The following is a 26,929-nucleotide window of genomic DNA, read 5'->3' as shown; positions in this document are numbered from 1 at the left end:
GCGCCGGTCGGCGCCTCGTTGACGTCGGCGACCTTGATGTCGAACGTCTGGTCGACCGTGAGGCCCGTCTGGTCGGTGACCCGCACCGTGATGCTGTCGGCGGCGTCCGTCTCATGGTCGAGCTTGGCGCCCTCCTTCACCGAGACGACACCGGTCGACGCATCGATCTCATACGTGTCGGCGTCGCCGCCGACGATCTGATAGCTGAGCGTGTCGCCCGCGTCGGCATCGGTGCCGGTCACCGTGCCGACCACCGTGCCGGCCGCCGAGTTCTCGGCGATGACCCCGCCCGACATCGTTGCGCCGGTCGGCGCCTCGTTGACGTCGGCGACCTTGATGTCGAACGTCTGGTCGACCGTGAGGCCCGTCTGGTCGGTGACCCGCACCGTGATGCTGTCGGCCGCATCGGCCTCGAAATCCAACCGCGCGCCGGCCTTCAGCGACACCACGCCGGTCGCGGCATCGATCTGATACGTGTCGCCATCCCCACCGACAATCGAATAGCTCAGCACCGCGCCCGCGTCGGGGTCGGTGCCGGTCACCGTGCCGACCACCGTGCCGGCCGCCGAATTCTCGCCGATGACCCCGCCCGACATCGCAGCACCGGTCGGCGCCTCGTCCTGCAGATTGGTGACCGAGACGGCGAGCGCCTGGGTGTCGGTGTGGATGCCGTCCGAAACCTGCACCGTCACATGATAGATGTTGTCGCCGTCGACGTCGGCAGGACGCTCGAAGTCCGGCGCGCTCTTGAACACGAGGTGCCCGGTCTCCGGATTGATGGAGAACAACGCCGCATCGGCGCCCCCCGCGATCGCGTAGGTCAGCCGCGCGCCCGCATCGCCGTCGCTGGCGGTGATGGTCGCCACGTCGGCGGTGTTCTCGGCAAGGCTGACCGACGCCTGCGCGCCGTCGCCGGAGGTGATGACGGGCGCCGACGAATTCGATCCCGGCGCCAGGCCGGACTCCTGCGGCGCGATCAGGCTGGCCGGCGACCCCGCCGGTGCGGCAGCGGCGCCCTGCGGCGTCGGGCCGGCCGCGGTGATTTCGCCCGGCGAGACCAGGCCCGGCTCGACGCCCGGCTCCAGGGTGGAGGATCCCAGCGGACCGGTGGACATCGTGGGCTCGCCCGGCCGCGCCGCCGGCGCGCCGCCGGCATCCCCGCCCCACCCGCCCGTGCCCTCGCCGGCGAGCTCCGCGGCGGCCGCGCTGGCCAGCGGCTGGATGGACGGGCTGTCGACCATCGGCGTCGCCGCCTCGGGCGCTGCGGCCGGGTGCGGCATCACATGCGCATCGGCCTGCCCGCCGCCCCGGCCGTCGTCCCACTGCGTACCGTAATGGAGATTGGGGTTGGTGAGCTGGTCGCCGCCGGTCGCCCCCGGCTGTGCCGCCGGGCCGTGCTCGGCCGCGGCGATCCGCTTGTCGGCGCCGAACGGGGCGCCCTGTGCGTCCTGACCGATCGCCTGGCGGCTGGACAGAAGTTGCAGGTCCGCATCGTTGAGCGGAGCACCGGAGGTGGTGAGGCCTGCCATCGACTTGCTCCCCGTTTGTCAGATCCGCCGGATCACCTGGATCGCGGGCGGTTTTGCTGCCTTATCGGCGCAAATATAAAGTGCATTTCTTAATCCCATCTCGCCCCACTCGTGTAGATAGAGTTTTTATGCGTTTATGATCTGTTATGGTTATTATACTGGGGGCGTTCGACTTCGACCCGCCGTCGTCATGGCCGGGCCTTGTCCCGGCCATCCACGCCTTTGTTTTAAAAGACGTTTTAAGTCGTGGATGGCCGTGACAAGCACGGGCATGACGAGTCATGCCTTGCGGCCGTTGGTATTACGGCCCTGGCACTACATTGCCTTTTATTGTCGCCAGATCAGCGTCCAAGCCCGCACCCATAGCCGCAACGTTATTGGACTATTAAGCAGACGATAAGAATTTGCCGAATATCGTGTGAAGCTTGAAGAAAAGGGCTGCAGTGACCAGCGATGACGCGTCGAGTTTCCCATTCGGTGCTGGAGCCGTCCGCACGCGTGTCCGCGGCGAGCGACGGCGCCGTGCGTTTCCGGTCGATTTTCACCGGCAAGCCCGTCGCCGAGCCGCGGCTGCCGCTGTCCGTCTACTTCGCGACGCTGGTGACCAGCCTGCTGGCGCTCGTGCTGCCGCTGACGATCCTGCAGGTCTATGACCGCATCATCCCCAACCACGCCAAGGAAACGCTGTTTGCGCTGTTCTTCGGCCTGTGCGTGGCGCTGATCCTCGACTTCAGCCTCAAGAGCGCGCGCTCGGCCCTGCTGTCCTGGCTGTCGACGCAGTTCGTCCTGCAGGTGTCGGACGAGGCCGTCGCCCGCCTGCTGGCGGCGCCCGCCGGCACGGTCGAGCGCGACCCCGTGGCCACCCACATCAACCGCTACGGGGCGATCGGCGCGCTCGGCGACTATCACGCCGGACCGTCGCGCACCGTCGCCATCGAGCTGCCGTTCGTCGCGCTCGGGCTCGGCGTCATGGCCCTGGTCGGCGGCACGATGGTGCTGGTGCCGATCTCGCTGTTCCTGCTGTTCGCCGCGCTGTCGATCTACCGCAGCCGCGCCTTCCGCGACGTGATCGAGCGGCGCAGCGTCCAGGACAACAAGAAGTACGACTTCGTCACCGAGGTGCTGAGCGGCATCCTGTCGGTGAAGGCGATGGCGATCGAGCCGCAGATGCAGCGCCGCTTCGAGCGCCTGCAGCAGGCCGTCGCCAACATCACCGCCAAGTCCATGCTGGCCGGGCAGGCCGCGCAATCGTCGGCGGTGCTGTTCGGCAATCTCTCCCAGGTCATCGTGGTGATGATCGGCGCCGTCCACGTCATCAACGACCAGATGTCGATCGGCGCGCTGGCCTGCTGCACCATGCTGTCGGGCCAGATCCTGCAGCCGCTGCTGCGCACGATCTCGCTGTGGATGGACAACCAGACGGTGGGCCACCGCCGCAGCGAGATCCGGACGCTGCTGTCCGGCCCCGCCGGCACGCTGTCCGGCGCACGGCGCGACGCGCCCGAGGGCCCCATCGTGTGCACGGATGCCGCCTTCGTCCATTCCGCCGATGGCTCGCCGCTGTTCAGCGGCATCACGCTGGAGATTCCCGCCGGCACCATCGTCGGCGTCAAGGGCGAGGACGGCTCGGGCCGCTCGACGCTGCTCAATCTGCTGCGCGGCGAGATTGCCCCGAGCGCCGGCAGCGTGCGGATCTCTGGCATCGCCACCACCGACCCCGAATTCGCCCGCGTGCGCGCACAGATCGCCTATGTCGGCCCCGTCCCGATCATCTTCCGCGGCACGCTGCTGGAGAACCTGACGCTGTTCCAGCCCGAGCGCGCCGCCGCCGCCCGCAGCGCCTGCCGCCTCGTCGGCGTCGACCGCACCATCAATCTGCTGCCGGACGGCTTCGAGACCCAGCTTGGCGAGGGCATCGTCGACGACATTCCGGTCTCCGTCGCCCAGCAGGTGGCGATCGTGCGCGCTCTCGCCTGCGAACCGTCGATCCTCGTCCTCGACGACGCCAATTCCGCGCTCGACCGCACCGCCGAGGCCGGCCTGATCAAGGCCCTGCATGCGCTGCGCGGCGGCATGACCGTGCTCGTCGCAACCCACCGGCCCTCGCTGCTGGCCACCGCCGACCTGATCATCCGCGTCGGCGACGGCACGCTCGCCTGCGAGCGCAGCAGTCCCCTGCCGGAACCCCAAAGAGGCGTCGCATGACCGACGGGCCCCGCAAGCCGCTCGACGAGACGGCGCTGCAGGCGCTGCGGCCGCGCGCGCCGGCCGAGGGCGACCATGCGGTGCACGCCAGCATGGCGCGCCTTGAGCGTGCCTTCGCCCCGCCGGACGCGGCGCCCGTCGCGCCCACCCCGGCCGCGACGCCGACGGCGGACGGCGGCACCGGCGGCGATCCGGTCGACGAAATCGAGGCGATCGTTGCCCCGGCCACCGCGGCGGAAGCCTGCCTCGCGCCGCTGCTCGCCGCGCTGGGCTGGGCCGGCGATGCCCGAACCGTGCGCGAGGCCCTGCCCTATTTCGAGCGCGTGGCGGATATCGAGGATCTGCGCAGCGTCCTCGCCCGCCTCGGCTTCGCCAGCAATGCCCGCCGCCTCAAGGCGGGCCGCCTTCACGACGACATGCTGCCCGCGCTGCTGGAGAGCGACACGGGCGCCCTGTCGGTGATCATCGACCGCAATGCCGACGGCACGCTCGCCGTCTTCGAGGGCGACAGCCGCGAAAGCCGCAATGTCGGGCCGGCGGCGCTCAAGGGCACGCTCTTTCCGGTCTGCCGGCTGTCGGCCGACGAGTCGGACGCGACGCAGACCCAGAAGAACTGGTTCGGCACCGTCATCAGCCATTTCAAGCCGGCCATTGCCGGCGCGATCGCGCTGAGCTTCCTCATCAACGTGGCCGCGCTGGCGGTGCCGTTCTTCGTCATCCAGATCTACGATTTCGGCATCGGCACGCGCTCCGCCGACATCGTCTTCCTGCTCGCGGCCGGCACCGGCATCGTGCTGGCGACCGATCTGGCGCTACGCTACATCCGCGCGCGGATGATCGCCTATTTCGGCGCGCGCATCGACGCGCTCTCGGCCATGGCGGCGTTCAGCCAGCTCCTGCAGATGCCGATCTCGATGGTCGAGACGGCCCCCATCGGCACGCAGGTTGCGCGCCTGCGCCAGTTCGAGACGCTGCGCGACACCTTCACCGGCGCCCTGGTCACCGCGATCATCGACATCCCGTTCGTGGTGGTGTTCCTCATCGCCATCGCCATCTGGGGCGGGCATCTCGTGTGGGTTCCGGCGTCGCTGCTGGTGGTGTTCGCGCTGATGTCGGCGGTCACGCTGCCGCTGCTCAAGCACCGCACCAATGCGGCCGGCGACGTGCGCCAGCGGCTTCAGCTTCTTCTGCGCGAGATCCTCGGCAAGCGCCAGGCGATCCGCGACCTCAACGCCGAGAGCATCTGGATCGCCCGCCACCGCGACCTTCTCGTCGAATGGGCGCGCAAGAACCGGCGGCTGCAGTTCTTGAACAGCGTGCTGCAGAACCTGGCGCAGGCGCTCGCCAGCCTCGCGGGCGTGGCGACGCTATTGTTCGGAACGCTGTCGGTGATGAACGGCACGATGTCGCCCGGCGCCCTGGTCGGCGCCATGGCGCTGGTGTGGCGGGTGATGTCGCCGCTGCAGACCACGTTCCTGTTCTCCAGCCGCCTGGAGCAGGCGCTGCAGACCTATCAGCAGCTCAACCGGCTGATGACCATCAAGGGCGAGCACGCGCCGCTCGGCACGCGCTCGTTCCGGCGCGAGTTCGGCGGCCAGTTGACCCTGAACCGCCTCGTCTTCCGCTATCCGCGGCGCACCGAGCCCGCCTTGCGCGGGGTCCAGCTCCAGGTGAAGCCGGGCGAGGTGATCGCGATCACCGGCCCGAGCGGCGCCGGCAAGTCGACCTTGCTCAAGCTGATACTCGGGCTCTATCCGCCGCTCGGCGGCGCGGTGCTGGTCGATGGGCTCGACCTGCGCCAGATCCCGGCGGCCGACTGGCGCTCGGCGGTGGCCTATTTGCCGCCGAAGCCGCACTTCTTCTACGGCACCATCGCCCAGAATCTGCGCCTCGCCCAGCCCGACGCCACCGACGCCGAGATCGTCGCGGCGCTGGCGGCAGCCGGCGTCGACGTGAGCCATCCGCTGCTGCCGGAGGGCATCGAGACCCGCCTCACCTCCAACCGCCTCGAACAATTGTCCGAGCCGATGAAGCAGGGCATCGGGCTGGCCCGCTGCTTCGTCAAGACGGCGCCGGTCTATCTGCTCGACAATCCGGCCGCCAGCATGGACTCGGCTGCCGCCGCCGCCTTCATGGCCAGGATCTCGGCGCTGAAGGGCACGGCGACCGTGATCATGGTCACTTTCCGCCCGGCCTTCATGCGGCTGGCAAACCGCGTCGTCGTGCTGAACGAAGGGCTGATCATCGCCGATGGCCCGCCCGACAAGATCATCGACAAGCTCGCGGCCTGATGCGCGGGGCCGCCGGCGAGATCGCCCATACGGTTTCCGGCCCACGGGGCCCGAGAACCGTATGCCGATCGCCGAAAAATCCCTCCCAGACCAAGGATTTTTCGGCGAGACCGTTTCCGGAGTCCCGGAGGGATCGTCCGGAAGCGGCCTGACGGACAGGCAGCGGTCGCGGCCCGTTAACGTTTCCAGCGTAATTTGAGTCAAACTTCCGCGCGTACAGTCGGTTGAGCCCCATGTTGCGTAGACGGCGAACCCTCAGTGACTTCACGCACCGGCTAACCCAGCCGCTGGTCCTCGAAGATGGGCGCCCGCCCAAGGTGCTGTCGTGGACGCTCTATGTGCTGTCCGGCTTCGTCGTTCTCGCCATCGCCTGGGGCACGCTGACCAGCGTGCGCGAGACGACGACGGTCACCGGCCAGATCGTCCCGCGCGGCCAGATCCTCAATGTGCAGCATTTCGAGGGCGGCATCGTCGACGCGATCCTGGTGCGCGAGGGCGAGACCGTCAAGGCCGGCCAGCCGGTCATCCGGCTCGATCCGATCGGCAGCGAAAGCGACCTGAACCAGCTTGAGAGCCGCAAGGTCGCCCTCACGCTGCAACTGATCCGGCTCAACGCGCTCAGCCGCGACGAGGTGCCGAACTTCAGCAACGTGGCGCCCGAGCACGCCGCGCTGGTGGCGGAGCAGGTGCAGCTCTATGCCAGCGCCGTCCAGCAGCGCCAGAGCGAGGACACCACGCTGGCATCGCGCATCTCGCAGCGCCAGAGCGAGCTTGCCGTGGTCCGCAGCGATCTGGAGAACGCAAGGCTGCAGGCCGAGACCCAGCGCGAGCAGCTCGCCATCCAGAGCAAGCTGATCGTCAACGGCCACACCTCCAGGAAAACCTATCTCGAATGGAAGCTCGCGGTGCAGAAGGCCGAGGGCGAGATCGGCAACCTGGAGGCCAAGCTCAAATCCGCCCAGGACGCCGCCACCGAGGCCGAGAACGCGCGCGCCGGGGCACGGGCAGATGCCGAGCGCAAGATCGCCGAGGAGCGGGCGAAGGCCGCCTCCGATCTCGCCGAGACGCAGCAGCAGCTTGCCAAGCTGACCGATCGCGTCGAGCGGCTGCTGGTGCGCGCGCCGTCAGACGGCTACGTGCTGGAGCTCGGGCCGAAATCGGCCGGCGAGGTCATCAAGGCCGGCGACACCGTCGCCCGCATCGTGCCGGCCAGCCAGGAACTCATCGCCGACGTGCGCATCGAGGCGCGCGACAGCGGCCACATCAATGTCGGCTCGCCGGCCATCGTCAAGTTCACCACCTTCGACAGCGCGCTCTTCGGCACGGTCCAGGGCAGCGTCGAGTACATCTCGGCCTCGGCCTTCCTGCCGCAGGCGGGCCAGATCCCGCTGCCGGGGCAGGCGCCGAGCGAGCCCTATTACCGCGCCGTCATCCGCCTCGCCCGCGACAGCGTCGGCACCGGCGCGCTGACCCGGCCGATCACGCCCGGCATGGTGGTCCAGGCCCAGATCGTGACCGGCTCGAAGTCGATCGTCCGCTACATGCTGAAGCCGGTGTTCAACTCGCTCGACGTGATCTTCACCGAGCGCTGAATCTTCACCGAGCGCTGAGAGCATTCTCCGCAAAAGTGGGCACCGGCTTTGCGAAAGAGAATGCGACAACTCAAAAACTCGGAACGTCCGCTTGATCCAATCGGATCGGCGGACGCTCTAATGCGGTTTCCGGTTGATTGGTTCGGCTTCTTCCTTCCCTCTCCCCTTGCGGGAGAGGGTGGCGAGACCGAGCGAATGCGAGGTCGAGCCGGGTGCGGGGTGCAGACGGCATCCGCTGGACGACATACCCCTCACCCGCCTCGCGATCTCATGATCGCTCGGCACCCTCTCCCGCAAGGGGAGAGGGAAAGAGCGCGGCTCCCGGCCAGCGGTTGTTCTGAAGGGATCAAACGGAAACCGTATAATTCACCGTCCGCCGGGCGAGCGGGCCGGCCTCACCCCACAGTGCCTCACCCGAAGCGCTTCACCCGTCGTGCCTCACCGGCACGGCGTCGGCGGCAGGATGTCGAGCGTCGCCATCGTGCCCTTGAGCCGGAAATCGCCATAGTCGAGCGTGAGGTCGCGGCTGATGCCGTTCTCGAACAGCTCGAAGCTGAGCGTGTAGATCGGCGTCTGCTGGTCGGAGCCCGCCTCGAAATAGCTGACGGTGACCGGCCACCGCCGCGTTTCCTTCAGTTCCGGCAGCCGCACCGCCGCCTCCAGCGCCCCGTTGCCGCCGGGCGCGACCGGCCGCCCCACCACGCCCATGGTGTCGTAGACCTTGCGGCCGGCATCGGTGCCGTCGAACACCTTGACCGACAGGATGGTCTCGCCCTTGCGGGCGGTCTCGATCAGGCGGCGCATGTGCTGGGTCGGGAACACCACGCCGCTGCCGATTTCCACCCGGCCCTCGGCCGGCTTGGAAATCTGCACCACCACATTGCCATCCGCCGACCGCTCGGCGCGACCCTCGCTCACCTCCCGCACGTTGCGGTCGACCAGGTTCTGGTTGGCGAATCGGAACGTGCCGCCGCCAACGTCCTCCCAGCTCGTGGCCAGCGTGTCGGACACCGTCGACTGCCCGTCCTCCCCGTCGATCTGCACCACTTGACGCAGCGACATGGCCCAGCCGTCGCAGGAATTGCCCGAGAACTCGTAGACGATCCGCCCGCGCGCCCCCTGCACCGTGGATTTCGCGGCCATGCGATCCAGCGTGAGGTCGTAGACGGCGCGGTGGGCGATGAACGCCGACGCCTCCTCCGCCACCGCCTCCCCCGCCACAGCCGCGGTCGCGATCCCGGCAGCGAGGCCGAGTCCAAGAGCCGCGGCACGACGCGCCGCGACACGACAAATTGCATTCATGAGCCAGAATCCGACACAAGCGTGGCGGTACCATAATTGCGCGCTGCGGCGGCTACAACGTCATGCGGGTTGGCCAATCGGATTGGCCGATCGGCTTGCCTGCCGCCTGCGCCTGCGCGATGACTTAGCGGCATGATGGGTTGGCGGTTCATACGGTTTCCGGCCGATCAGGCCGGAGAACCGTATGCCGATCGCCGAAAACCCCGCTCCCAAGCGAGGGGTTTTCGGCGAGACCGTTTCCGGTATCCCGTAGGGATCGACCGGAAACCGTATCATTGAGGAGGACACGTGATGGCAGGAACGGTCGAGGGCAGGATCATCGCGGCAGGCCATGCCTTGCCCGCTCCGGCGGCGCCGGTCGCCACCTACGTGCCGTTCGTCCGTACCGGCAATCTGGTCACGGTGTCCGGCCAGCTCTGCTTCGCGCCCGACGGCGCGCTGCGCCACACCGGCCGGATGGGCAGCGATTTCGACCTCGCCGCAGGCCAGGAGGCGGCGCGCTACGCCGCGCTGAATGTGCTGGCCCAGGTCAAGGCGGCCATCGGCGATCTCGACCGGGTGACGCGGGTGGTGCGCCTCGGCGGCTTCATCAATGCAAGCCCCGGCTTCACCGACCTGCCCAAGGTGATGAACGGCGCCTCCGACCTGATGGTCGCGGCGTTCGGCGAGGCGGGCCGGCATGCGCGCTCCACCATAGGCGTCGCCGAACTGCCGCTCGGCGCCCTGGTCGAGATCGAAGGCCTGTTCGAGGTCGCCTGATGACACCCGAATGGCTGACAGCGCGCCCGATCGCCCATCGCGGGCTGCACGATGCCGCCGACGGCGTCGTCGAGAACACCCTGTCGGCCTGCGCCGCCGCCGCGGCCGCCGGCTACGCCATCGAGGTCGACCTGCAGCTTTCCGCCGATGGCGAGGCGATGGTGTTCCACGACGACACGCTCGACCGCCTGACCGAGGCCACCGGCCCGGTGGCCGAACGCACCGCCGCCGAGCTCAAGGCCGTGCGCTACCGCGCCACCGACGACGGCATGATGCGGTTCTCCGAACTGCTGTCGCTGGTATCGGGGCACGTCCCGCTGATCGTCGAGCTGAAGAGCCGGTTCGACGGCGACCTCAGGCTGGTGCGGCGGGCCGCCGAGATCGCCGCCCCCTATGGCGGCCGGCTGGCGATGATGTCGTTCGACCCCGCCTTGGTTGCCGCCCTGCGCACGCTGGCGCCCGGCATCGTCCGCGGCATCACCGCCGAGCGCCACTATGCCGACCCCGAATGGACCGGGCTCTCCGCCATGCGAAAGCAGGTGCTCGGCAATCTGCTGCACTGGCCGGCGTCGCGCCCGCAGTTCGTCGCCTTCTGCGTCGGCGACCTGCCGACCGTGGCGACCGAGCTTGCCCGGCGCGCGCTCGCCGTTCCGGTGCTGACCTGGACGGTGCGCACGCAAAAGGACCGCGCGCGGGCGGAACGCTGGGCCGACCAGATGATCTTCGAGGGATTCAGGCCGAAGCTGACATGATCCTTGTGCGGCCTTTGCCGTAAAGTGACGGTGTCCCCCCGGAACCGTCCATGCGCGAAAACATACCGACCGACCCCTCAGCCGCTCCCGCGCCGCCGGCTCTGACCTTCGAGGCGGTCCCGAGCCTTCGCGACGTCGAGCCTGCGGCCTGGAACGCCTGCGCCCGCGCCGCGGTCTCACCGGCGGCCGACGCCCTGCCGGCCGGCGCCGAAATTCACCCGGCCTATCAGGAAACGGCAGATAACCCGTTTGTTCTGCACGAGTTCCTGTCGGCGCTGGAAGAGTCCGGCTCGGCCGTGCCCCGCACCGGCTGGGCTGGCGCCCACCTGATCGCGCGCGATGCCGACGGTACCATGATCGGCGCCGTGCCGGCCTATCTGAAGACCCATTCGCGCGGCGAGTATGTGTTCGACCAGGGCTGGGCCGAAGCCTACGAGGCGGCCGGCGGGCGCTATTACCCCAAGCTCCAGGTCTCGGTGCCGTTCACGCCGTGCACCGGCCCGCGGCTGATGGTGCGGCCGGGCCGCGACGCCCCCACGGTCCGCCGCCGCCTCGCCGGCGCCCTCGCCGCGCTCGCCCGCCAGACCGGCGCCTCCTCCGTCCATGTCACCTTCCCGACCGGGCGCGAATGGGCGGAACTCGGCGAGGCCGGCTGGCTGCAGCGCACCGACCGGCAGTTCCAGTGGACGAACCGCGGCTACACATCGTTCGAGGCGTTTCTCGAAGACCTCACCGCGCGCAAGCGCAAGGCCATCCGCCGCGAACGCCGCGAGGGGCTGGCCTCCGGCATCGAGATCTGCCGCCTGACCGGCTCCGACCTCACCGAGGAGGTGTGGGACGCCTTCTTCGCCTGCTACATGGATACCGGCTCGCGCAAATGGGGCCGGCCCTATCTGACCCGCGACTTCTTCTCGCTGGTGTCGGCGCGCATGGCCGACACCATCGTGCTGGCGATGGCCCGGCGGGGCGGCCGCTGGATCGCCGGCGCCCTCAATTTCCGCGGCTCCGACACGCTCTACGGCCGCCACTGGGGCGCGATCGAGCACCACCCGTTCCTGCATTTCGAGCTCTGCTACTACCAGGCCATCGAGGCGGCGATCGAGCTGGGCCTGGCGCGGGTGGAGGCCGGCGCGCAGGGCGAGCACAAGCTGGCGCGCGGCTATCTGCCGGTGCCCACCTATTCGGCCCACTACATTGCCGATCCCGCTTTACGCCGGGGAATCGCCAGCTACCTGGCCCGCGAGCGCGCCTATGTCGCCGATCTTGGCCGGACGCTGCTGGCCGAGACGCCGTTCCGGAAGGACCCTGCCGCACGGGAAAAAGGTCTTGCCGACGAGGAATTCGAGGAGTGAACTGCGTACTGAACCATTCCGGCCGCAGGGCGTTGCGGAAGGAAAGGACTATTTCCCCCAAGCACCAAGCAGGAGCACGCCATGACTGACACCCAGCTTCATCGTCGCGCCTTCGTGTTCGGCGCCTTGGCCCTTGGCACCGCCGCCATCACGGTGGGGTCCGTCAGCGCCGAGGCTGCGCCCGCGTCGCCCGTTCCGCCCGGCTCCCCCGAGGAAGCGACGGCCTTCGATGCGCTGTTCCGTCCGGATCTCGATACCGTCCAGGCCGAGTCCGTGCGGTGGCGCCGCCGGTGCTACTGGGACCGCTGGGGCCGGCGGGTGTGCGTCCGGCAGCGTTGGACGTGCTGGTGGCGTCGCGGCCGGCGCGTCTGCGGCTGGCGCTGAGCTCGTCTTCGAGACGTCGCGGCGCTCCGGGCGTCGCGCCGGCCCCTTGACCCAAGGCGGCGGCGGCGCCAAACAGGCGCCACGCCGATGCGTCAGGGCACGTCGAGACAAACCGGGGCCGCGACATGACCGCCTACGACCCGAACAACATCTTCGCCAAGATTCTACGCGGCGAGATTCCCTGCTTCAAGGTGTTCGAGGACGACAAGACGTTCGCCTTCCTCGACATCATGCCGCGCGCGCCCGGCCACACGCTGGTGATTCCCAAGGCCCCCGCCCGCAATATTCTCGACATCGAACCGGACGACCTAGCCGCGGTGATCCGCACCGCGCAGAAGATCGCGCAAGCCGGCACGGCGGCCTTCGCCGCCGACGGCGTCACGCTGATGCAGTTCAGCGAGGCGGCCGGCGGCCAGGAGGTGTTCCACCTCCACGTCCACGTCGTCCCGCGTCATGCCGGCGTGGCGATGAAGCCGCCCACCTCCTACAAGGAGGACATGGCCGTGCTGAAGCAGCACGCCGACAGGCTGATCGCGGCGATTGGGCCAGGGTCGTTCAACGCTCTGGACCATGAGGGCTAAGGCTTTGGCGTGAGGGAGCGTTTTTCGCTTTTTCGGGCGCGTTCGCTCTGAATCTATGGGGAGCAACCGATTCGGAGGTTGCCCATGATGAGCGTCGATCTCGCGTCCTGCCTCGCGGCCATTCCGGACCCCCGCCGCGCCGAAGGCAAGATGTACGGCCAAGTCGGCGTGATCCCGTTCTCAATCATCGCGATGCGGCAAAGCTTCGACGCCTTCCACGACCGCAAGGCCGCCCATGTGCTGAGCGCCTTCGCCGTCGACCACCAGATCATCCTCGCCCATGAGGTGGTCGAGGAAAAGTCCAACGAGATCCCGGCGGTGCAGACCCTGATCGAAACGCTCGGATTGACCGGCCGGGTCTTCACCCTCAATGCCATGCACTGCCAAAAAAACATTCGAGGTTGCCCGCGACACCGGCAATGACATCATCGTCCACCTTCGCCAGCGCCATCCGCAATCGCTGGCGGATTGAAAGAGCGTTGAACGGCCCTGGGGTTCGCCTCCAATTCGACCGTCCGCGCAAGGCGGGCCTGGAACCCGGATAGGCCGAGCGCCTACCACTGCTCCCTTCGACCTTCTCCTCCTCAAGCTGACGCGCTGCGTGCGGACAAGCATTGGTTTTGCGACCCTGCGTCTGGTAAATCTCGTCGACGGCATTCGACTGCGCCGTCGGGGGAAGAGCGAGAATGTCCGAAACGCGCGCGTTCGAGCGGCCGCGATGGATGCGCGATCTGCGTCGCTTCCTGCCGCTCAAGCCCCAGTTCGTGCTCTCCGGCAATGTGCGCGATCTTCAGTTCGCCGAAGTGGGCGCGGATACGGTCGCTGCCGTTCCGCTCACCTCGGCCCTGGCGTCGGAACTGCGGGCCGCCGGGTTCGCGCAGATTCTGGCCTATGACCCCGTGACCGGGTTCCGGGTGCTTGCTCGGCCCGGCGACTCGCCGTCAGCCGGCGCCGGCCTGCTGGCGCAGTTCGGCCTCACAGCAGGAAGCGACGGCGCAGCCGCGGCGGGCCTCGATCTGTTCTCGGAGACCCTGCAGCGCGTCGTCGGCGGTACGGCGATTTCCGATGGTCCGGTCGCGGTGATCGCCGACTTCGCCTCCCGTCTTATCGTGCGGAACGACGTCCTCACAAACCCCGAGCATCAGGCGTTCACCCGCGCCCTCGTGCTGTCGCACCAGGTTCGTCCGCGGCCGCACGGCACGCCGCCGCGACCGTTCTTCAACACGGTGGTGTGGATCGTGGACAAGGAGGGCGACCTGCCGGACTGGCTTGTCGTCGACAATCCACGCATCCGCCACATCCCGGTCGCCAGGCCCGATCACCGCATCCGGCGGCAGCTCGCCTCGACGTTGTTGCGCGGTCTGGACGGCGCGCGGGAGGCCAGCCCCGCGGAATTCGGCGAGGCGCTGTCCGCCCTCGTCGAGCAGACCGAGGGCCTGCTGCTGGTCGATCTGTCGGCGATCATTCAACTCGGCCGCTCGGAAGGGCTGAGCCTGTCGCGCGTCGCCGACGCCGTCCGCCGGTACAAGGTTGGCGTGACCGAAGATCCATGGGCCCGCATCGACCGGGAGAAGATCCGGCGCGGCGCCGCGTTCATTCAGGCGCGCGTCAAGGGTCAGGACCATGCGGCAACCCACGTGCTCGACATCGTGAAGCGCGCCGTCACCGGCGTTGGCGCGCCGCGGCGCGGCAGCCGGCCGCGCGGGGTCGCCTTCCTTGCCGGCCCCACCGGCGTCGGTAAGACGGAACTCGCCAAGACCCTGACCAGCCTGCTGTTCGGCGACGACACGGCCTATATCCGCTTCGACATGTCGGAGTTTTCGGCCGAGCATTCCGATCAGCGGCTGATCGGCGCGCCGCCAGGATATGTGGGCTATGACGTCGGCGGCGAGCTCACGAATGCGATCCGCGAGAAGCCATTCTGTGTCGTGCTGTTCGACGAGATCGAGAAGGCGCATCCGCGCATTCTCGACAAGTTCCTGCAGATTCTCGACGACGGCGTGCTGACCTCGGGGCGCGGCGACCGGGTCTATTTCTCGGAAGCCCTCATCGTGTTCACGTCCAACCTGGGAATTTACCGCCTTGAGGCGGACGGGACCCGCGTCCCTAACATCCTGCCCGACGATCCCTTTCCGGTTGTTCAGGCGCGCGTGCGCGCCGAGATCGAGCGATACTTCAAGACGGTGCTGAACCGGCCCGAGATTCTGAACCGGATCGGCGACAATGTGCTGGTGTTCGACTTCATCCGCGCCGGGGTCGCGGCGGAGATTCTCGAAAGCATGGCTGGCGGCATCCTCCGCGATGTCGAGGCGACCCAGGGAATCGAGGTGACGCTGACCGAGGAGGCCCGTGCGCGTCTGGCCGAACTCAGCCTGGCCGATCTTTCGAATGGCGGCCGAGGCATCCGCAACAAGGTCGAGGCGCATCTCGTGAACCCGCTCGCGCGGGCGCTGTTCGACGCCGAGGCCGAGGCCGGCGAGCGCTGGCTGGTGACGGGCCTGGAGCCGGACGAGACCGGCGTGACGACGCTGCGGCTCTCCAAGGAGACGGGCGGCGGAGCCGTTGCGGCATGACTGCGGGGGCGCTGCACCTGTCGCGGATCCACTTTCCCGTTCGCACGCTTGGTTTTGGCGCGCGCATCGGAATCTGGGTCCAGGGATGCTCGATCCGCTGCACCGGCTGCATCTCGATGGACACCTGGGATCCCCGCCCGGGGAAGACCACCGTGGAGGCGGTGCTGGCCGCCCTCGACCCCTGGCTGCACGCGGCCGATGGGATCACGGTCTCCGGCGGCGAACCGTTCGACCAGCCGGACGCGCTCCGGCTGCTGCTGATGGCCCTGCGGGCCCGCCACGCCGGCGATATCCTCGTCTACTCGGGCTATCCGCTGGAGGCGCTTCCCCTCGACCGCTTCGATGGACTCCTCGACGTCCTCGTCGCCGGCCCGTTCGACGCCGGCTCCGGCCAGACGCTGGCCCTGCGCGGCAGCGACAACCAGCGCCTCATCCCTCGCACGGCTCTCGGCCAGTCCCGCTACGGCCCGGATGTTCTTGCCAAGGGTCGAACCGATACGCTCGAGGTGATGTTCGACGACCAAACCGGTGACGTGTTCCTTGCCGGGATTCCGCGCCGCGGCGACATGCGCCGCCTCGCCAGAATCCTGGCGGACGCCGGGCATCGCGCCGCCACCACCGAGGACGCACGCCACACGCCATGACGACCCAACCCAGGTTGCTGGTTCGCCGCTGCCCAAACTGCGGCTCAGATCGGCAGGTCTCCGAGCTGTTCTGCGACAACCTCCACCACGGCGCGCCGTGCCAGTGGCCGCTGGCGAGCGAGGCGATCCGCGAGAAAGGAACGCCCGTCGAGGAGACACCCGTCCCTCCGGCCGTACCGGCTGGCCTTGCGGCCGCACTCAGGCGATGCGTCAACGGCCACGTCATGGACGCCGGGGACGAGATCTGCCTCGCATGTGGCGCCGACCCAGCTCCTGCCGCCGCCCCGGCCGATGATCTGGCCGATGACGCCGCGGACGAGGCGCCGCTCGGCGCCATCGCCGGGTGGAGCCTGCTGCGGCGCCGGCCGGCCGCGCTCGCCGAGCCGCCCTATGCGTGCTTCGAGGCCCGCGGGCCGGACGGCCGCATGGTGCTGGCGACCCTCTACCAGCTTGGTGCCGAGCCCGACCCGACGGTGCACGACGTCCTTCGGCGCATGCCGCTCGACCATATTCCGGAGCTGATCGAGACCGGCCGCCATGACGGGCGGGCCTATGAGGTGACCGAGCTCATCGCCGGCGGCACGCTGGCGGATGCCGGATTTGCGGGCTCCACCGATCCGGCGAGGCTGCGGCGGATCGTCGATGAGCTCGGCCGCGCCCTCGCGGGCTTCGCCGAGGTCGGGCTACGCCACCGCGACATCAATCCGCGAACTGTGTGCGTGCGAACGGCCGAGCCGCTCGACCTCCTGGTCACGAGCTTCGGCTCGGCGCGCCTGTCGGACTTCGACCTCGAATCCGTGGCGCCGCTCGAATTGACGCGCTACTCGGCCCCCGAGGCGATCGTCGGCGCGGTGAGCGCCGCCTCCGACTGGTGGTCGCTCGGCATGATCGTCCTGGAGCAGGCGACGGCCGGCCGCTGCTTCGACGGCGTCGATGATCAGGCGTTCCGGCTTCACGTCGTCACCCGCGGCGTGCCGCTGCCGGAGGATCTCGATCCCGACGTCCGGCTTCTGCTGCGCGGCCTCCTGGCGCGCGATCCGCTCAAGCGCTGGTCGGCCGCCCAGGTTCGCGCGTGGCTGGATGGGGAGGCCGTCGAGGCACCCGATTCGCCGGCCACGGATGCCGAACCCGCCGGACCGGGCCTGGCCCTGGCGGGGCGCGTCTACACAAGGCCGGATGCCTTCGCATTGGCTGCGGCGGAAGCCGGGAATTGGGACGCCGCGCGCGACCTTCTGCTGCGGGGCGCCGTGGCGACATGGCTGGAGGCGTGCAGGTTCGATCCCAAGCGTGTCTCGCTCGTCAGGCGGATCGGCGCGGACGAGCGACTTGCCGAGGATTTCCGTCACGCGCTGGCGCTGCTCGCCCTGAACCCGGCGCTGCCGCTTACCGTGCGTGGCGAGATCGTCACGCCCGCCTGGCTGCTCGCCCACCCGGCCGAAGGCTACGACATCATCACCGGCGAGGTCACGCACCACCTGGAGCGCATGGAGCGGGAGCCGTGGCTCGTGCGCCTGCGGGCGCGCGCGGAAGCCGTCCGCGAGCGCGCCAAAATCCTGGACATCGTGCTCGACGAGGAGCGCGTGCGGGTGGCGATGCTGGCGTCCTCCCGCGCCAATCTCGAAGCCGAGAGGGATGCGATCCGGCAGGTCTTCCCGGACACCGACCACGCCGGGCTGGCATCCATCGTGGAACGCGGACGGCTGTCGGACGAGGACCTGATCATTCTCGTCGGAGCAGCGACCGGCCAGTTCCTGCCGATCGCGAACCTCGTGTCCACCGCCGGGGAGCTGGCCGCCGGGATGGGCGTCGCGTTCGATGCGCCTGCAGCTTCCGCGCTTCTCGTGCGCCCGCGCCGCGAGATCTTCGGCCTCGTCGATGGGCGCACCGCGAACTTCGCCCGCTGCGGCATCCCGCGCATCGACGAGTGGGCTGACATCTTCCGCGTCGAGCGCCGCCTGCCGCTCCCGCGCGCCGTCATCCTCCTCCTCACGGTGCCCGCCGACGCCTGGAGGGAGCCGCCGAAGCAGCAGTACGTCGCCACACTTCTCGCCCATTTGGAAAAGCGGGTGTCGGGCACCGTGTCGCGCGGGCCGCTAGCCCGCTTCACCATCGGCAAGACGACGCCGCGCGTCGATCTGTTCGAACTCGGCACGGCCCTCCGCCCGGCCGAGGCGCTCCTCAACCACATCCTGTCGCGGGCGGAGGTGCCCGTGCCACTCGACCCCGCCGGCTATCTCGCGGACGAGAACCGCGAGAGCCGGTTTCGCCGCCTCATCAACCATGCCGAAACCTTCCGGCGGGACACCGGCCTCGACGGCCGCACGCTGGGCTTTCCGTTCCTGGTCGTGCGCGACGGCGGCAGGGTGGACGGGGAACGAGAGGCGCGCCCGCGCGTGGCGCCCGTGCTGCTGTGGCCGGTCGACATCAAGTTGCCGGTCGGCGCGAGCGCCGCGACGATCGCCTTCGATGGCGAGCGGGAGGAGGTTCGCCTGAATCCGGCGCTCGAGGGCATCCTGGGCGCAGGCGCATTCCAGACATGGCAAGCGGCGCGGAACGAGCTTCTGGGACGCGCGTCGCTTCGGGTCGGCGAGGTGATCGACGCGTTCGGCGTGCTGGCGGCGCCCCGCTCCCGCGAACTCGATCGCCTGCCATCCAAGGACGCCAAGGTGCCGCCCGGAACGTTCGAACTGGTCTGCGCCGCTGCGCTCTTCAACGCGGAGTTCACCGGGCAGTCGGTCGCTGCAGACCTTCGCCAGATGGCCCGCATGCCGCCCACCGGCACCGGGCTCGACGCCGCCCTGCGGATCGCGCCGGAACCGCCGGTGCCTCAGCCGCTCGCGCCTGTCCGTGAGCGCGACCGCTTCGTCATCGTCGAGAGCGATCCCTCCCAGGACGCCGCGATTCTGCGCGGGCGCGCGGCGCCGGGCCTTCTCGTCGAGGGCCCGCCGGGCACCGGCAAGAGCCAGACCATCGTCAATGTGGTCGCCGACGCGATCGGGCGCGGCGAGACCGTTCTGGTCGTGTGCCAGAAGCAGGCCGCCCTGAAGGTGGTGCAGAAGCGGCTCGATGCCGAGGGCCTTGGCGACCGGCTCTTCCACGTCGTCGACGCCAACCGGGACCGGGAGGCGATCGTCCGGGCGCTCCGTGATCAGCTCGGGGCGGCCCGGGCCGCATCCGCCGTCCGGGTTGCCGGCCTGAAGCGCCAGCGGGAGGACGCGGCGGCGCGCATCGAGACCCTGGAAGGCGAGATCGACCGGCACCATCAGGCGTTCCACCTCGTGGACGACATCACCGGCCTCAGCTACCGGGATCTTCTCGCTGCGCTCATCGGTCTGGAAGCCCAGGGCACCGTCGTCGACGCACCGGGGTTGCGGCCCCTGTTTCAGGCGCTTGGCCGCGGCCGGATGGCCGCCATCGAAGAGGTCTGCTCCTCGCTCGCGCGCCTTTGGCTCGACGCCGCGTTCGAGGACAGCCCGCTTGAGGTGCTCCGCCCGTTTTCGGCCGACGCCTCGGTCGCCCAGGCCTTCAAGGCCGATCTTTCGGCGTTCATCAAGGCCGAGGTCGCCCGCCGCGACGGCCTTGCTGCAACGACCGGCGCTTTCGACGTCGATGAGCCCGAGGCGCACGCGGCCTGGCTCGCCGCGAACGGAGCGATGCTCGAAGGCATGCCGGACCTGACCCGGCAGGGTCTTGCGGCCTGGTTGGACCTCTTCCGGCCCAACCTCGACGGCAAGGCCCCGGGGATCGAGGCGATCCGGACGCTGGAGACGGTCGAGGCGGAGCTTCGGGCGCTCGACCCCGCCCACCACGACGCGGCCCTGTTCGCGCCCGCGGCAGCCCTGGCGCCTGCCGCGCTGCAGGCCCTGTACGCCGCCGCCCACCGCGCGGCCGCCCCGGCGTCCTTTTTCGGCCGGTTGAACCCCGCCCGTTGGAGCGCCCGGCGCCGCTGCAGAACCTTCCTCGCCGGACTTGGCGACGCCACCGACGACACTCGCATGGCGCGGCTGCGCGACGCGCTCGGCCTGGAGCGGAACCTGCGCCCCCTCAGGGCGCAGGTCGAAGAGGTGCGCGCGACGCTGCGGCTTGCCAGCCCCGAGCAGCCGCCGGCCCTCGCCGCGCTCGCGCGCGACGCTGCGGCCATCCTGGGCACGCTTCGCCAGGTTGCGCCCGTGGCCGAGGCGGTTCTGGCCTGCCCACGCCCGGAAGCGGCCACGGCGGTCGCACGGGCGGGAACGCCGGGCGGTTTCGTTGCGCTGCGCCACGCCTTCGAGACGGCCTTCGCAAGGCATGCGGCGCGCGCACGAAGCGGCACGGCGCTCGTCGCGTTGGAATCCTGGTTTTCGCCGTCATGGCTGGAGGAGATGCAGCGCCGCATCCAGCGCAACGAGGACTCGACCGACAGCTTGGCCAGCGTGGTTGGCGCCTTGGGCTCGCTTGAGGCCTATCAACGCTTCCGGACCCGCGCGGCAGGCCTCGACGCCGACGTGCTCCAGGTGTTCCGGGTGCTGCGGCCGAAGGAGGCGGCGCTGCGTGCGCTCGCCCCTTCGGACCTCGATGGGGTTGTCAGGCGCACGCTGCAGCGCGAAGCGCTGCTGGCCTGGAAGGGCCGCCTGGAGGCCGCGCGTCCCGACCTTCTGTTCGAGCGCGAGGAGATCGCACGGAAGATCGAGGTTCTCGCCGCGCTCGACCGCGAGTTCCGGACCATCAACAGGGAGCTTCTCAGGCATGACCTTGATCCTGCCCGGCTCGGCAGCATCCTGGCCTGGGACGGCATCACGCGGCTTCGGGGACCGCGGGCGCGCCGGCTGCGTCAGATCCTCGACGAGGGCGCGGACCTCGGCCTGATGCGGCTGCGCCCGATCTGGCTGATGAACCCGGACGTCGTGAGCCGCGTGCTGCCGCTGAAGGCGGGGCTCTTCGATCTGGTCGTGTACGACGAGGCCTCGCAGATGCCGGTGGAGCACGCGATGCCCTCGCTGTTCCGCGCAAAGCGCATCCTCGTGGCCGGGGACGAGAAGCAGATGCCGCCCACGAGCTTCTTTTCCGGGCGCATCGACGACGACGAGGACGACGGCGCGGAGATCGACGGGCTTGATGAAGGCCTCACCGCGGCCGAGCGCGAGGCGCAGGAGGAGAGCTGGAACCGCCGCGAGGTCAAGGACTGCCCGGACCTGCTGCAGCTCGCACGTGGCGTGCTCCCGACGGCAATCCTCCAAATCCATTACCGCTCGAAGTACCGGGAGCTGATCGGCTATTCGAACGCGGCGTTCTACAAGGGCGACCTGAGCGTCCCAGCGCGCCACCCCGAGGCCGAGGTTCGGCGCGTGCGCCCCGTCGAGGTGATAAGGGCCGACGGGGTGTACGAGGGCCAGACCAACGTGGCCGAGGCCGAGCGCGTCGTCGCGTGGCTCGCCGAGACCTGGGCTGCGCCGGATGAGCCGCCGAGCATCGGCGTGGTGACGTTCAATCGCAAGCAGGCCGACCTGATCGAGGATCTTCTCGAAAAGCGGGCGGAGGCCGACCCCGGCTTCCTGCAAGCCTACCGGCGGGAGCGCGACCGCACCCAGAACCGCGAGGACATGGGCTTCTTTGTCAAGAACGTCGAGAACGTCCAAGGGGACGAACGCGATGTGATCGTGTTCTCGACGACGTTCGGCCGCGACCGCCACGGCGCCTTCCGCCGGAACTTCGGCGTGCTCGGCCAGGCCGGCGGCGAGCGCCGGCTGAATGTCGCGGTCACGCGTGCGCGCGCGAAGGTCGTGCTGATCACCTCGATGCCGGTGGGCGACGTCTCGGACTGGCTCGCAAGCGGGCGGGCGCCCGGCAAGCCTCGCGACTATCTGCAGGCCTATCTCGACTACGCGGCGCGCCTGAGCGCCGGGGACATCGACGCGGCGCGGCGATCGGCGGCCCGCCTGTCGCCGCGCCTGTCGAGCCCGCGCCACGGCGTCGCCGCTCAGGACGGGGACGGCTTCGTCGATTCGATCGAAACGTATCTTCGCGAGCTCGGATACGACCCCGTGCCCGCCGCCGAGGGCGATGCGTTCGGGCTCGACTTCGCGGTCGAGGATCCGCGCACGGGGCTGTTCGGCATCGGCATCGAATGCGACGCCCCCCGCCACGGGCTGCTGGAGCGAGCCAGGGCGCGCGAGATCTGGCGCCCAGACGTGCTGCGGCGCGCGATCCCCGTCGTCCATCGCGTGTCCTCCCACGCCTGGTACCATCGCCCGGACGACGAGCGCCGGCGGCTCGGCGCGGCGCTGCGCGCGGCCCTCGGGTGAGGAGCGAACAATGAGCGGACCTAAGGTCGTGCGCATCGTGACGCGCGAGGAGATTGAGGCGATCTGCCGGCGGGAGATCGCCATCGCCGAAGCAGCGGCGGAGGCACTCAGGCAAGCGCATCGCCGGCATGGCGGGCTCGGCGCCGAGACGGAGCGCGCCATCGCCGAATCCGCACGGCGGCTTGCAGACCTGTTCGGGGCCGAGCGCCATCTCGACGTTCAAAAACAGGCGCCCCAAATGGCTGCCTTCTTCCGGTCGGAGACCGAACGCGTCGAACGTGAGGCCGTCGCGGCTGCCGAGGCCGCCAGGAGCCGGCGTCGGCGTGTCGCGGATGCGGCCCGCAGCGTGTGTGCCGCACTGGAGGCCGCAGGACGCCCGGTCGCCGAGCCGCTGCGGGGTGTCACGGCGAGGGCACTGGTCGCCCCCGAACACGAGCTTGACGATCTGCAGGCGGTGATCGACGCCGGCTTTCGCGGGCTTGTGGCGGCCAGCCGGCCGGGCGGTGGCGACATCGGCACCGGGACGCGAGCGGAGACCCGAGCTTTGGCGGCCCGACTGGGCGCCCAGGAGACGCCGGACACTCTCGCCGCATGGCTTGCCCGGCAGACGCCTGCGCCGTCACCGGCTGACGCCCGTCTCGATACTGCGCTCGCCGCCGTGGAGGCCTTGGGTGACGCCGAACTCGCCGCCACCTACACAGCCCGCGCCGCCACATTGGACGGCGTCGGCGGCGAGCGCCGGGCGTTGCTGCTGGACTCCCTGCTGCTCGATGCCTCCCGCGAGGCGAAGCGCCTGCGCGACGCAAGGGAGCTCCGGGCCCGGCTGTGCGAGGCCGCCGCCGGCCTCGATGCGCTCGGCACGCAGGCCGCGCTCGCGCTGGCCGCCCGGATTCGGCAGGCCCGGCCGGACGCTCTGGCAAACGAGGACATGGAACATCTTCTTGCCGAGGCGGCCACGGTTGCCGAACGCGAGACATCCGCGATCGCCGCCGCCGCGCGCCGGCACGCCGTGCTCGGCGCCTTGGCCGCGCTCGGCTACGAGGTGCGCGAGGGCATGGCGACCGTGTGGGAACGCGACGGCCGGCTTCTCATCCGCAAGCCGGGCACGGCGGATTACGGCGTCGAACTCGGAGCGCCCGCGGATGCCTCACGGATGCAGGTCCGCCTTGTCGGCGCCGACCGGCCCTCGGCCCCGCGGACTGCCGGACGCGATCGCGACCAGGAGGTTTCCTGGTGCGCCGACTTCGCGCGTCTGCGAGACATCCTGTCCGAGGATGGCGGCGACATCGCCATCGACCGCGCGGTCGAGGCCGGCGCCCAGCCGGTGAAGACTGTGGCGTTCCCGAACAGCGCGAATGAGGGTGCGCGCGATGTCGAAACGTCCCCGCGCCTCCGAACGCTCCGGTGATAATTACCCTCAAGGGCGAGCCCATCCCTGTCCCGGCTTGGCAACGCTCGCAAGGGGCTGAGGCGTTACGGGCATTTTTTCAACGGCCGAAACGTGGAAACCCGGCTCTTCGCGCCCGATTTCGCATCACGGCGGCCGGCTGACGCGGCCGGACCGGCAGATCGCGCCACAAGCCTGTTCCCGCGTGACCGGCCGCGGCCGCTCTGGCAAGTTGGCGCGAGCTTGAGCATTGGGATTCGGGAGACTCGCACATGTTCGACGCCATCGCCTTCGCCGGCGGCGGCAATCGCTGCTACTGGCAGGGCGGGTTCTGGGACGCCGCGCGCGAGAGCCTCGACCTCGCACCCCGGCTGGTGGTCGGCGCCAGTGCCGGCGCCTGGCAGGCAGCCTACTCGCTTCTCGGGCTCATCGATCAGGTGCGGCCGACGGTGATCTCGGCCTGCGGGCCGCACCTTGCCAATTTCGACTGGCGCCGCCGCTCCGGCTCGCCAACCTGGTTCCCGGTCGCCGGGCTCTATCGCGAGCTGATGACGCGCACGCTCAGGGGCGACGCGCTCGCCCGCATCAATGCGCTGACCGACTTCCGGATCGCCCTCGCCCGGCCGCCGCGCTGGCTGCCGGCGTTGGCCGCGCCCTGGCTGGGGCTCGCCGCCTACCAGATCGAGAAGCGGCTGTTTGCGCCCGTGCATCCGCGCTTCGGCCGCGCGCTTGGCTTCGAGCCGGAGTTCGTTCCGGCGCGGGCGATGGCCTCCACGGCCGAGCTGATCGAGGCGCTGATGGCCACCGCCACCGTGCCGCCGATCATGCCGATTCTGCGCATCGGCGGGCGAATCGCGCTCGATGGCGGCCTCGTCGACAATGTGCCGGTCGAGCCCCTGGCGGCGGTCGAGCGGGCCGGCGGGCGCACGCTGGTGCTGCTCACCCGCCGCTATGACGCGCTTCCCGAGGTGCCCGGCCGCCTCTATGTCGAGCCGTCCGAGCCGATCCCGGTGCACCAGTTCGATATCACCGACCCCGAGGGCATCCGGGCCGCGTTCGCGCTCGGCCAGCGCGATGGCGCCGCCTTCGCCAAGGCGCAGCGGGTCAGCGCCAGCGGCGCTCGGCGTTCCGCCACTGATCCAGGGGCATGACGTCCGGCGGCTGGCCGTTGGGATGCGGCCAGGAATCGACCACCCAGGGCCGGCCGCTCGCGCGCTCCACCATCACCGCGGTCTGGTGCGGGTAGCGCAGGTCGAACAGGAAGCCGCGCGAGGCCGGACCGTCCGGCACGTGGAATTTCAGCAGGCCGAGATCGGCGAGCAGGACCAGATAGCTCGTGGTGTTGGTCGACTCGTCGATGCAGTCGAGCTGGCCCTTCTCCGGCGTCATCGGGTCGAGGCCGCCGCGGTCGTGCCCGGTGCCGGCGGCCGGCGCCACCTTGCGTTCGAGCAAAGCGATCGCCCGGGCGACGGCGGCGCGCTCGGCCGGCGCGGAGCCGGCGCCGGCAAACAGCCGCTTCAGCTCGGCGATATCCCCCGCGCCCAGCCGCACCACCGTCCGCTCGGCGCAGCCGAAACCGTGGCACACCACCACCCGCCCCGCCTGCGGCTCGGCCACGGACTTGGTCGCCAGATAGCTCACCGCCTCGTCACGGCCGGCCAGTGCCGGCCCGGCCAGCCACAGGCCCGCGCCCGCAAGGAACACCCCGATCCACCGCATGTGGTATCCTAGCGTGTATTCTGCCCCCGGCTGAAGGCCCTTTGCGGGTTTGTCCCCCGACATTGACCGGCGCGGCCCACGCACCCATAAGACCGAAATGACGGCCAACACCCCACGCGCCAAGGCACCGATTCACATCGTCGGCGGCGGCCTCGCCGGCTCGGAGGCCGCCTGGCAGGCGGCGCAGGCCGGCGTGCCGGTGGTGCTGCACGAAATGCGCCCCCACCGCGGCACCGAGGCCCACCGCACGGACGGGCTGGCCGAGCTCGTGTGCTCGAACTCTTTCCGCTCCGACGATGCCGAGACCAGCGCCATCGGCCTGCTGCACGCCGAGATGCGCCGTCTCGGCTCGCTGATCATGACGTGCGCCGATGCCCATCAGGTGCCGGCGGGCGGCGCGCTGGCGGTCGACCGCGAGGGCTTCTCCGCCGCCGTCACCGCGGCGCTCGCGGCGCACCCCCTGATCGAGGTCCGCCGCGAGGAGATCACCGGCCTGCCGCCCGTGGACTGGGAGAGCGTCATCCTGGCCACCGGCCCCCTCACCTCCCCGCCGCTGGCCGAGGCCATCAAGGCGCTGACCGGCGAGGCGGACTTGGCCTTCTTCGACGCCATCGCGCCGATCGTCCACCGCGACTCGATCGACATGGACGTCGCCTGGTTCCAGTCGCGCTACGACAAGGCCGGCCCCGGCGGCTCGGGCGCCGACTACATCAATTGCCCGCTCGACCGCGACCAGTACGAGGCGTTCATCGATGGCCTGCTGGCCGGCGACAAGACGCCGTTCAAGGACTGGGAGGCGGCGACGCCCTATTTCGACGGCTGCCTGCCGATCGAGGTGATGGCCGAGCGCGGCCGCCAGACGCTGCGCCACGGGCCGATGAAGCCGTTCGGCCTGACCAATCCGCACAATCCCACCGTGAAGGCCTACGCCATCGTCCAGCTTCGCCAGGACAACAAGCTCGGCACGCTGTTCAACATGGTCGGCTTCCAGACCAAGCTGAAGCATGCCGAGCAGATTCGGCTGTTCCGCACCATTCCGGGGCTTGAAGGGGCCGAGTTCGCGCGGCTCGGCGGGCTGCACCGCAACACCTTCCTCAATTCGCCTAAGCTCTTGGACGGCGTACTTCGCCTGAAGGTTGACCCGCGCCTGCGCTTCGCCGGCCAGATCACCGGCTGCGAGGGCTATGTCGAGAGCGCGGCAATCGGCGGGCTGGCCGGTCGCTTCGCCGCCGCCGAGCGGCTCGGAGACGCCGCCGCGCCGCCGCCGCCGCCGACCACCGCGCATGGCGCGCTGCTCAACCACATCACCGGCGGCCATATCGAGACCATCGATGCCGGGCCGCGCTCGTTCCAGCCGATGAACGTCAATTTCGGCCTGTTCCCGCCGCTGGCGGGCCCCACCCGTAACGAACAGGGCGAGCGCCTGCGCGGACCGGCGAAGTCGATCGCCAAGAAGCGCGCGCTGTGCGGCCGGGCGCTGTCGGACTTCGACGGCTGGCGGGCCGGCGCCTTCAAAGCCGCGGCGGAGTGACGACATTGGCGGACAAGACCCTCGGACTGTCATCCACGCCGCGCGGC

General features: G+C 69.8%; 19 protein-coding genes. 15 read left to right on the top strand and 4 right to left on the bottom strand.

Annotated features, from left to right (window positions below; genetic code table 11):
- Positions 1-1,529 (bottom strand): cadherin repeat domain-containing protein (locus F1193_RS12965; protein ID WP_150098229.1); only part of this gene is annotated, 1,529 nt, incomplete at its 3' end.
- A 453-nt stretch (positions 1,530-1,982) separates the two neighbouring features.
- Between F1193_RS12965 and F1193_RS12960 the strand changes: the two genes are divergently transcribed.
- The 3 genes from F1193_RS12960 to F1193_RS12950 all read left to right on the top strand — a co-directional run bounded on the left by F1193_RS12960 (position 1,983) and on the right by F1193_RS12950 (position 7,617).
- Positions 1,983-3,734 carry a peptidase domain-containing ABC transporter gene (locus F1193_RS12960; RefSeq protein ID WP_150098228.1) on the top strand — a complete coding sequence of 584 codons (1,752 nt, stop codon included), beginning with the start codon at positions 1,983-1,985 and terminating at the stop codon, positions 3,732-3,734.
- The gene (locus F1193_RS12955) at positions 3,731-6,025 is read left to right on the top strand and encodes a peptidase domain-containing ABC transporter (RefSeq protein WP_150098227.1); all 2,295 of its coding nucleotides are present in this window, start codon (positions 3,731-3,733) and stop codon (positions 6,023-6,025) included. Before F1193_RS12960 ends, F1193_RS12955 begins: the two co-directional genes overlap by 4 nt.
- Positions 6,026-6,258: 233 nt before the next feature.
- Positions 6,259-7,617 (top strand): HlyD family type I secretion periplasmic adaptor subunit, encoded by a 1,359-nt coding sequence (locus F1193_RS12950; protein WP_150098226.1) that lies wholly within the window; start codon positions 6,259-6,261, stop codon positions 7,615-7,617.
- Between the two features lie 438 nt (positions 7,618-8,055).
- Here F1193_RS12950 and F1193_RS12945 read toward each other — a convergent pair whose 3' ends face one another.
- Positions 8,056-8,919 (bottom strand): cell envelope integrity EipB family protein, encoded by an 864-nt coding sequence (locus tag F1193_RS12945; protein ID WP_150098225.1) that lies wholly within the window; start codon positions 8,917-8,919, stop codon positions 8,056-8,058.
- 291 nt (positions 8,920-9,210) lie between these two features.
- On the opposite strand from F1193_RS12945, the gene F1193_RS12940 reads away from it, so the two are divergent.
- The 8 genes from F1193_RS12940 (at position 9,211) to F1193_RS12905 (ending at position 15,964) form a co-directional block, all read left to right on the top strand.
- On the top strand, positions 9,211-9,678 hold the full coding sequence (locus F1193_RS12940) for a RidA family protein (RefSeq protein WP_150098224.1): 468 nt from the start codon (positions 9,211-9,213) through the stop codon (positions 9,676-9,678).
- Positions 9,675-10,430: a glycerophosphodiester phosphodiesterase family protein gene (locus F1193_RS12935; protein ID WP_210247373.1), complete on the top strand. Its 756-nt coding sequence runs from the start codon at positions 9,675-9,677 to the stop codon at positions 10,428-10,430. Before F1193_RS12940 ends, F1193_RS12935 begins: the two co-directional genes overlap by 4 nt.
- A gap of 50 nt (positions 10,431-10,480) precedes the next feature.
- On the top strand, positions 10,481-11,782 hold the full coding sequence (locus tag F1193_RS12930) for a GNAT family N-acetyltransferase (protein WP_150098222.1): 1,302 nt from the start codon (positions 10,481-10,483) through the stop codon (positions 11,780-11,782).
- 81 nt (positions 11,783-11,863) lie between these two features.
- On the top strand, positions 11,864-12,166 hold the full coding sequence (locus F1193_RS12925) for a hypothetical protein (protein ID WP_150098221.1): 303 nt from the start codon (positions 11,864-11,866) through the stop codon (positions 12,164-12,166).
- A gap of 125 nt (positions 12,167-12,291) precedes the next feature.
- Positions 12,292-12,747, top strand: a complete 456-nt coding sequence (locus tag F1193_RS12920; protein WP_150098220.1) for an HIT family protein — start codon at positions 12,292-12,294, stop codon at positions 12,745-12,747.
- An 84-nt stretch (positions 12,748-12,831) separates the two neighbouring features.
- A complete protein-coding gene (locus F1193_RS17370; protein ID WP_211198856.1) occupies positions 12,832-13,170 on the top strand; it encodes a hypothetical protein in 339 nt (112 codons plus the stop codon).
- A 263-nt stretch (positions 13,171-13,433) separates the two neighbouring features.
- The gene (locus F1193_RS12910) at positions 13,434-15,320 is read left to right on the top strand and encodes an AAA family ATPase (RefSeq protein WP_150098219.1); all 1,887 of its coding nucleotides are present in this window, start codon (positions 13,434-13,436) and stop codon (positions 15,318-15,320) included.
- On the top strand, positions 15,317-15,964 hold the full coding sequence (locus tag F1193_RS12905; protein ID WP_150098218.1) for a 4Fe-4S cluster-binding domain-containing protein: 648 nt from the start codon (positions 15,317-15,319) through the stop codon (positions 15,962-15,964). The genes F1193_RS12910 and F1193_RS12905 overlap by 4 nt, the downstream gene beginning before the upstream one ends.
- Before the next feature lie 44 nt (positions 15,965-16,008).
- On the opposite strand, the gene F1193_RS17500 is transcribed toward F1193_RS12905, so the two are convergent.
- The gene (locus tag F1193_RS17500; protein ID WP_246164385.1) at positions 16,009-16,503 is read right to left on the bottom strand and encodes a hypothetical protein; all 495 of its coding nucleotides are present in this window, start codon (positions 16,501-16,503) and stop codon (positions 16,009-16,011) included.
- On the opposite strand from F1193_RS17500, the gene F1193_RS12900 reads away from it, so the two are divergent.
- The 3 genes from F1193_RS12900 (at position 16,390) to F1193_RS12890 (ending at position 24,783) form a co-directional block, all read left to right on the top strand.
- Positions 16,390-22,245, top strand: coding sequence for an AAA domain-containing protein (locus tag F1193_RS12900; RefSeq protein ID WP_342781822.1), 5,856 nt, complete (start codon positions 16,390-16,392; stop codon positions 22,243-22,245). The two genes, F1193_RS17500 and F1193_RS12900, sit on opposite strands and share 114 nt — an antisense overlap.
- Positions 22,246-22,255: 10 nt before the next feature.
- Positions 22,256-23,653 carry a hypothetical protein gene (locus F1193_RS12895; RefSeq protein WP_150098217.1) on the top strand — a complete coding sequence of 466 codons (1,398 nt, stop codon included), beginning with the start codon at positions 22,256-22,258 and terminating at the stop codon, positions 23,651-23,653.
- Positions 23,654-23,904: 251 nt separating this feature from the next.
- The gene (locus tag F1193_RS12890; protein WP_150098216.1) at positions 23,905-24,783 is read left to right on the top strand and encodes a patatin-like phospholipase family protein; all 879 of its coding nucleotides are present in this window, start codon (positions 23,905-23,907) and stop codon (positions 24,781-24,783) included.
- Here F1193_RS12890 and F1193_RS12885 read toward each other — a convergent pair.
- Positions 24,737-25,351 (bottom strand): hypothetical protein, encoded by a 615-nt coding sequence (locus F1193_RS12885; protein ID WP_150098215.1) that lies wholly within the window; start codon positions 25,349-25,351, stop codon positions 24,737-24,739. The two genes, F1193_RS12890 and F1193_RS12885, sit on opposite strands and share 47 nt — an antisense overlap.
- Positions 25,352-25,448: 97 nt before the next feature.
- On the opposite strand from F1193_RS12885, the gene trmFO reads away from it, so the two are divergent.
- Positions 25,449-26,882, top strand: coding sequence for a methylenetetrahydrofolate--tRNA-(uracil(54)-C(5))-methyltransferase (FADH(2)-oxidizing) TrmFO (gene trmFO / locus F1193_RS12880; protein ID WP_150098214.1), 1,434 nt, complete (start codon positions 25,449-25,451; stop codon positions 26,880-26,882).
- Positions 26,883-26,929 lie beyond the last annotated feature (47 nt).

The organism is Blastochloris sulfoviridis (assembly GCF_008630065.1).
GTDB classification, from domain to species: domain Bacteria; phylum Pseudomonadota; class Alphaproteobacteria; order Rhizobiales; family Xanthobacteraceae; genus Blastochloris; species Blastochloris sulfoviridis.
The sequence above is the reverse complement of the archived record's forward strand: the minus strand, read 5'-3'. Positions and strand labels throughout refer to the sequence as shown.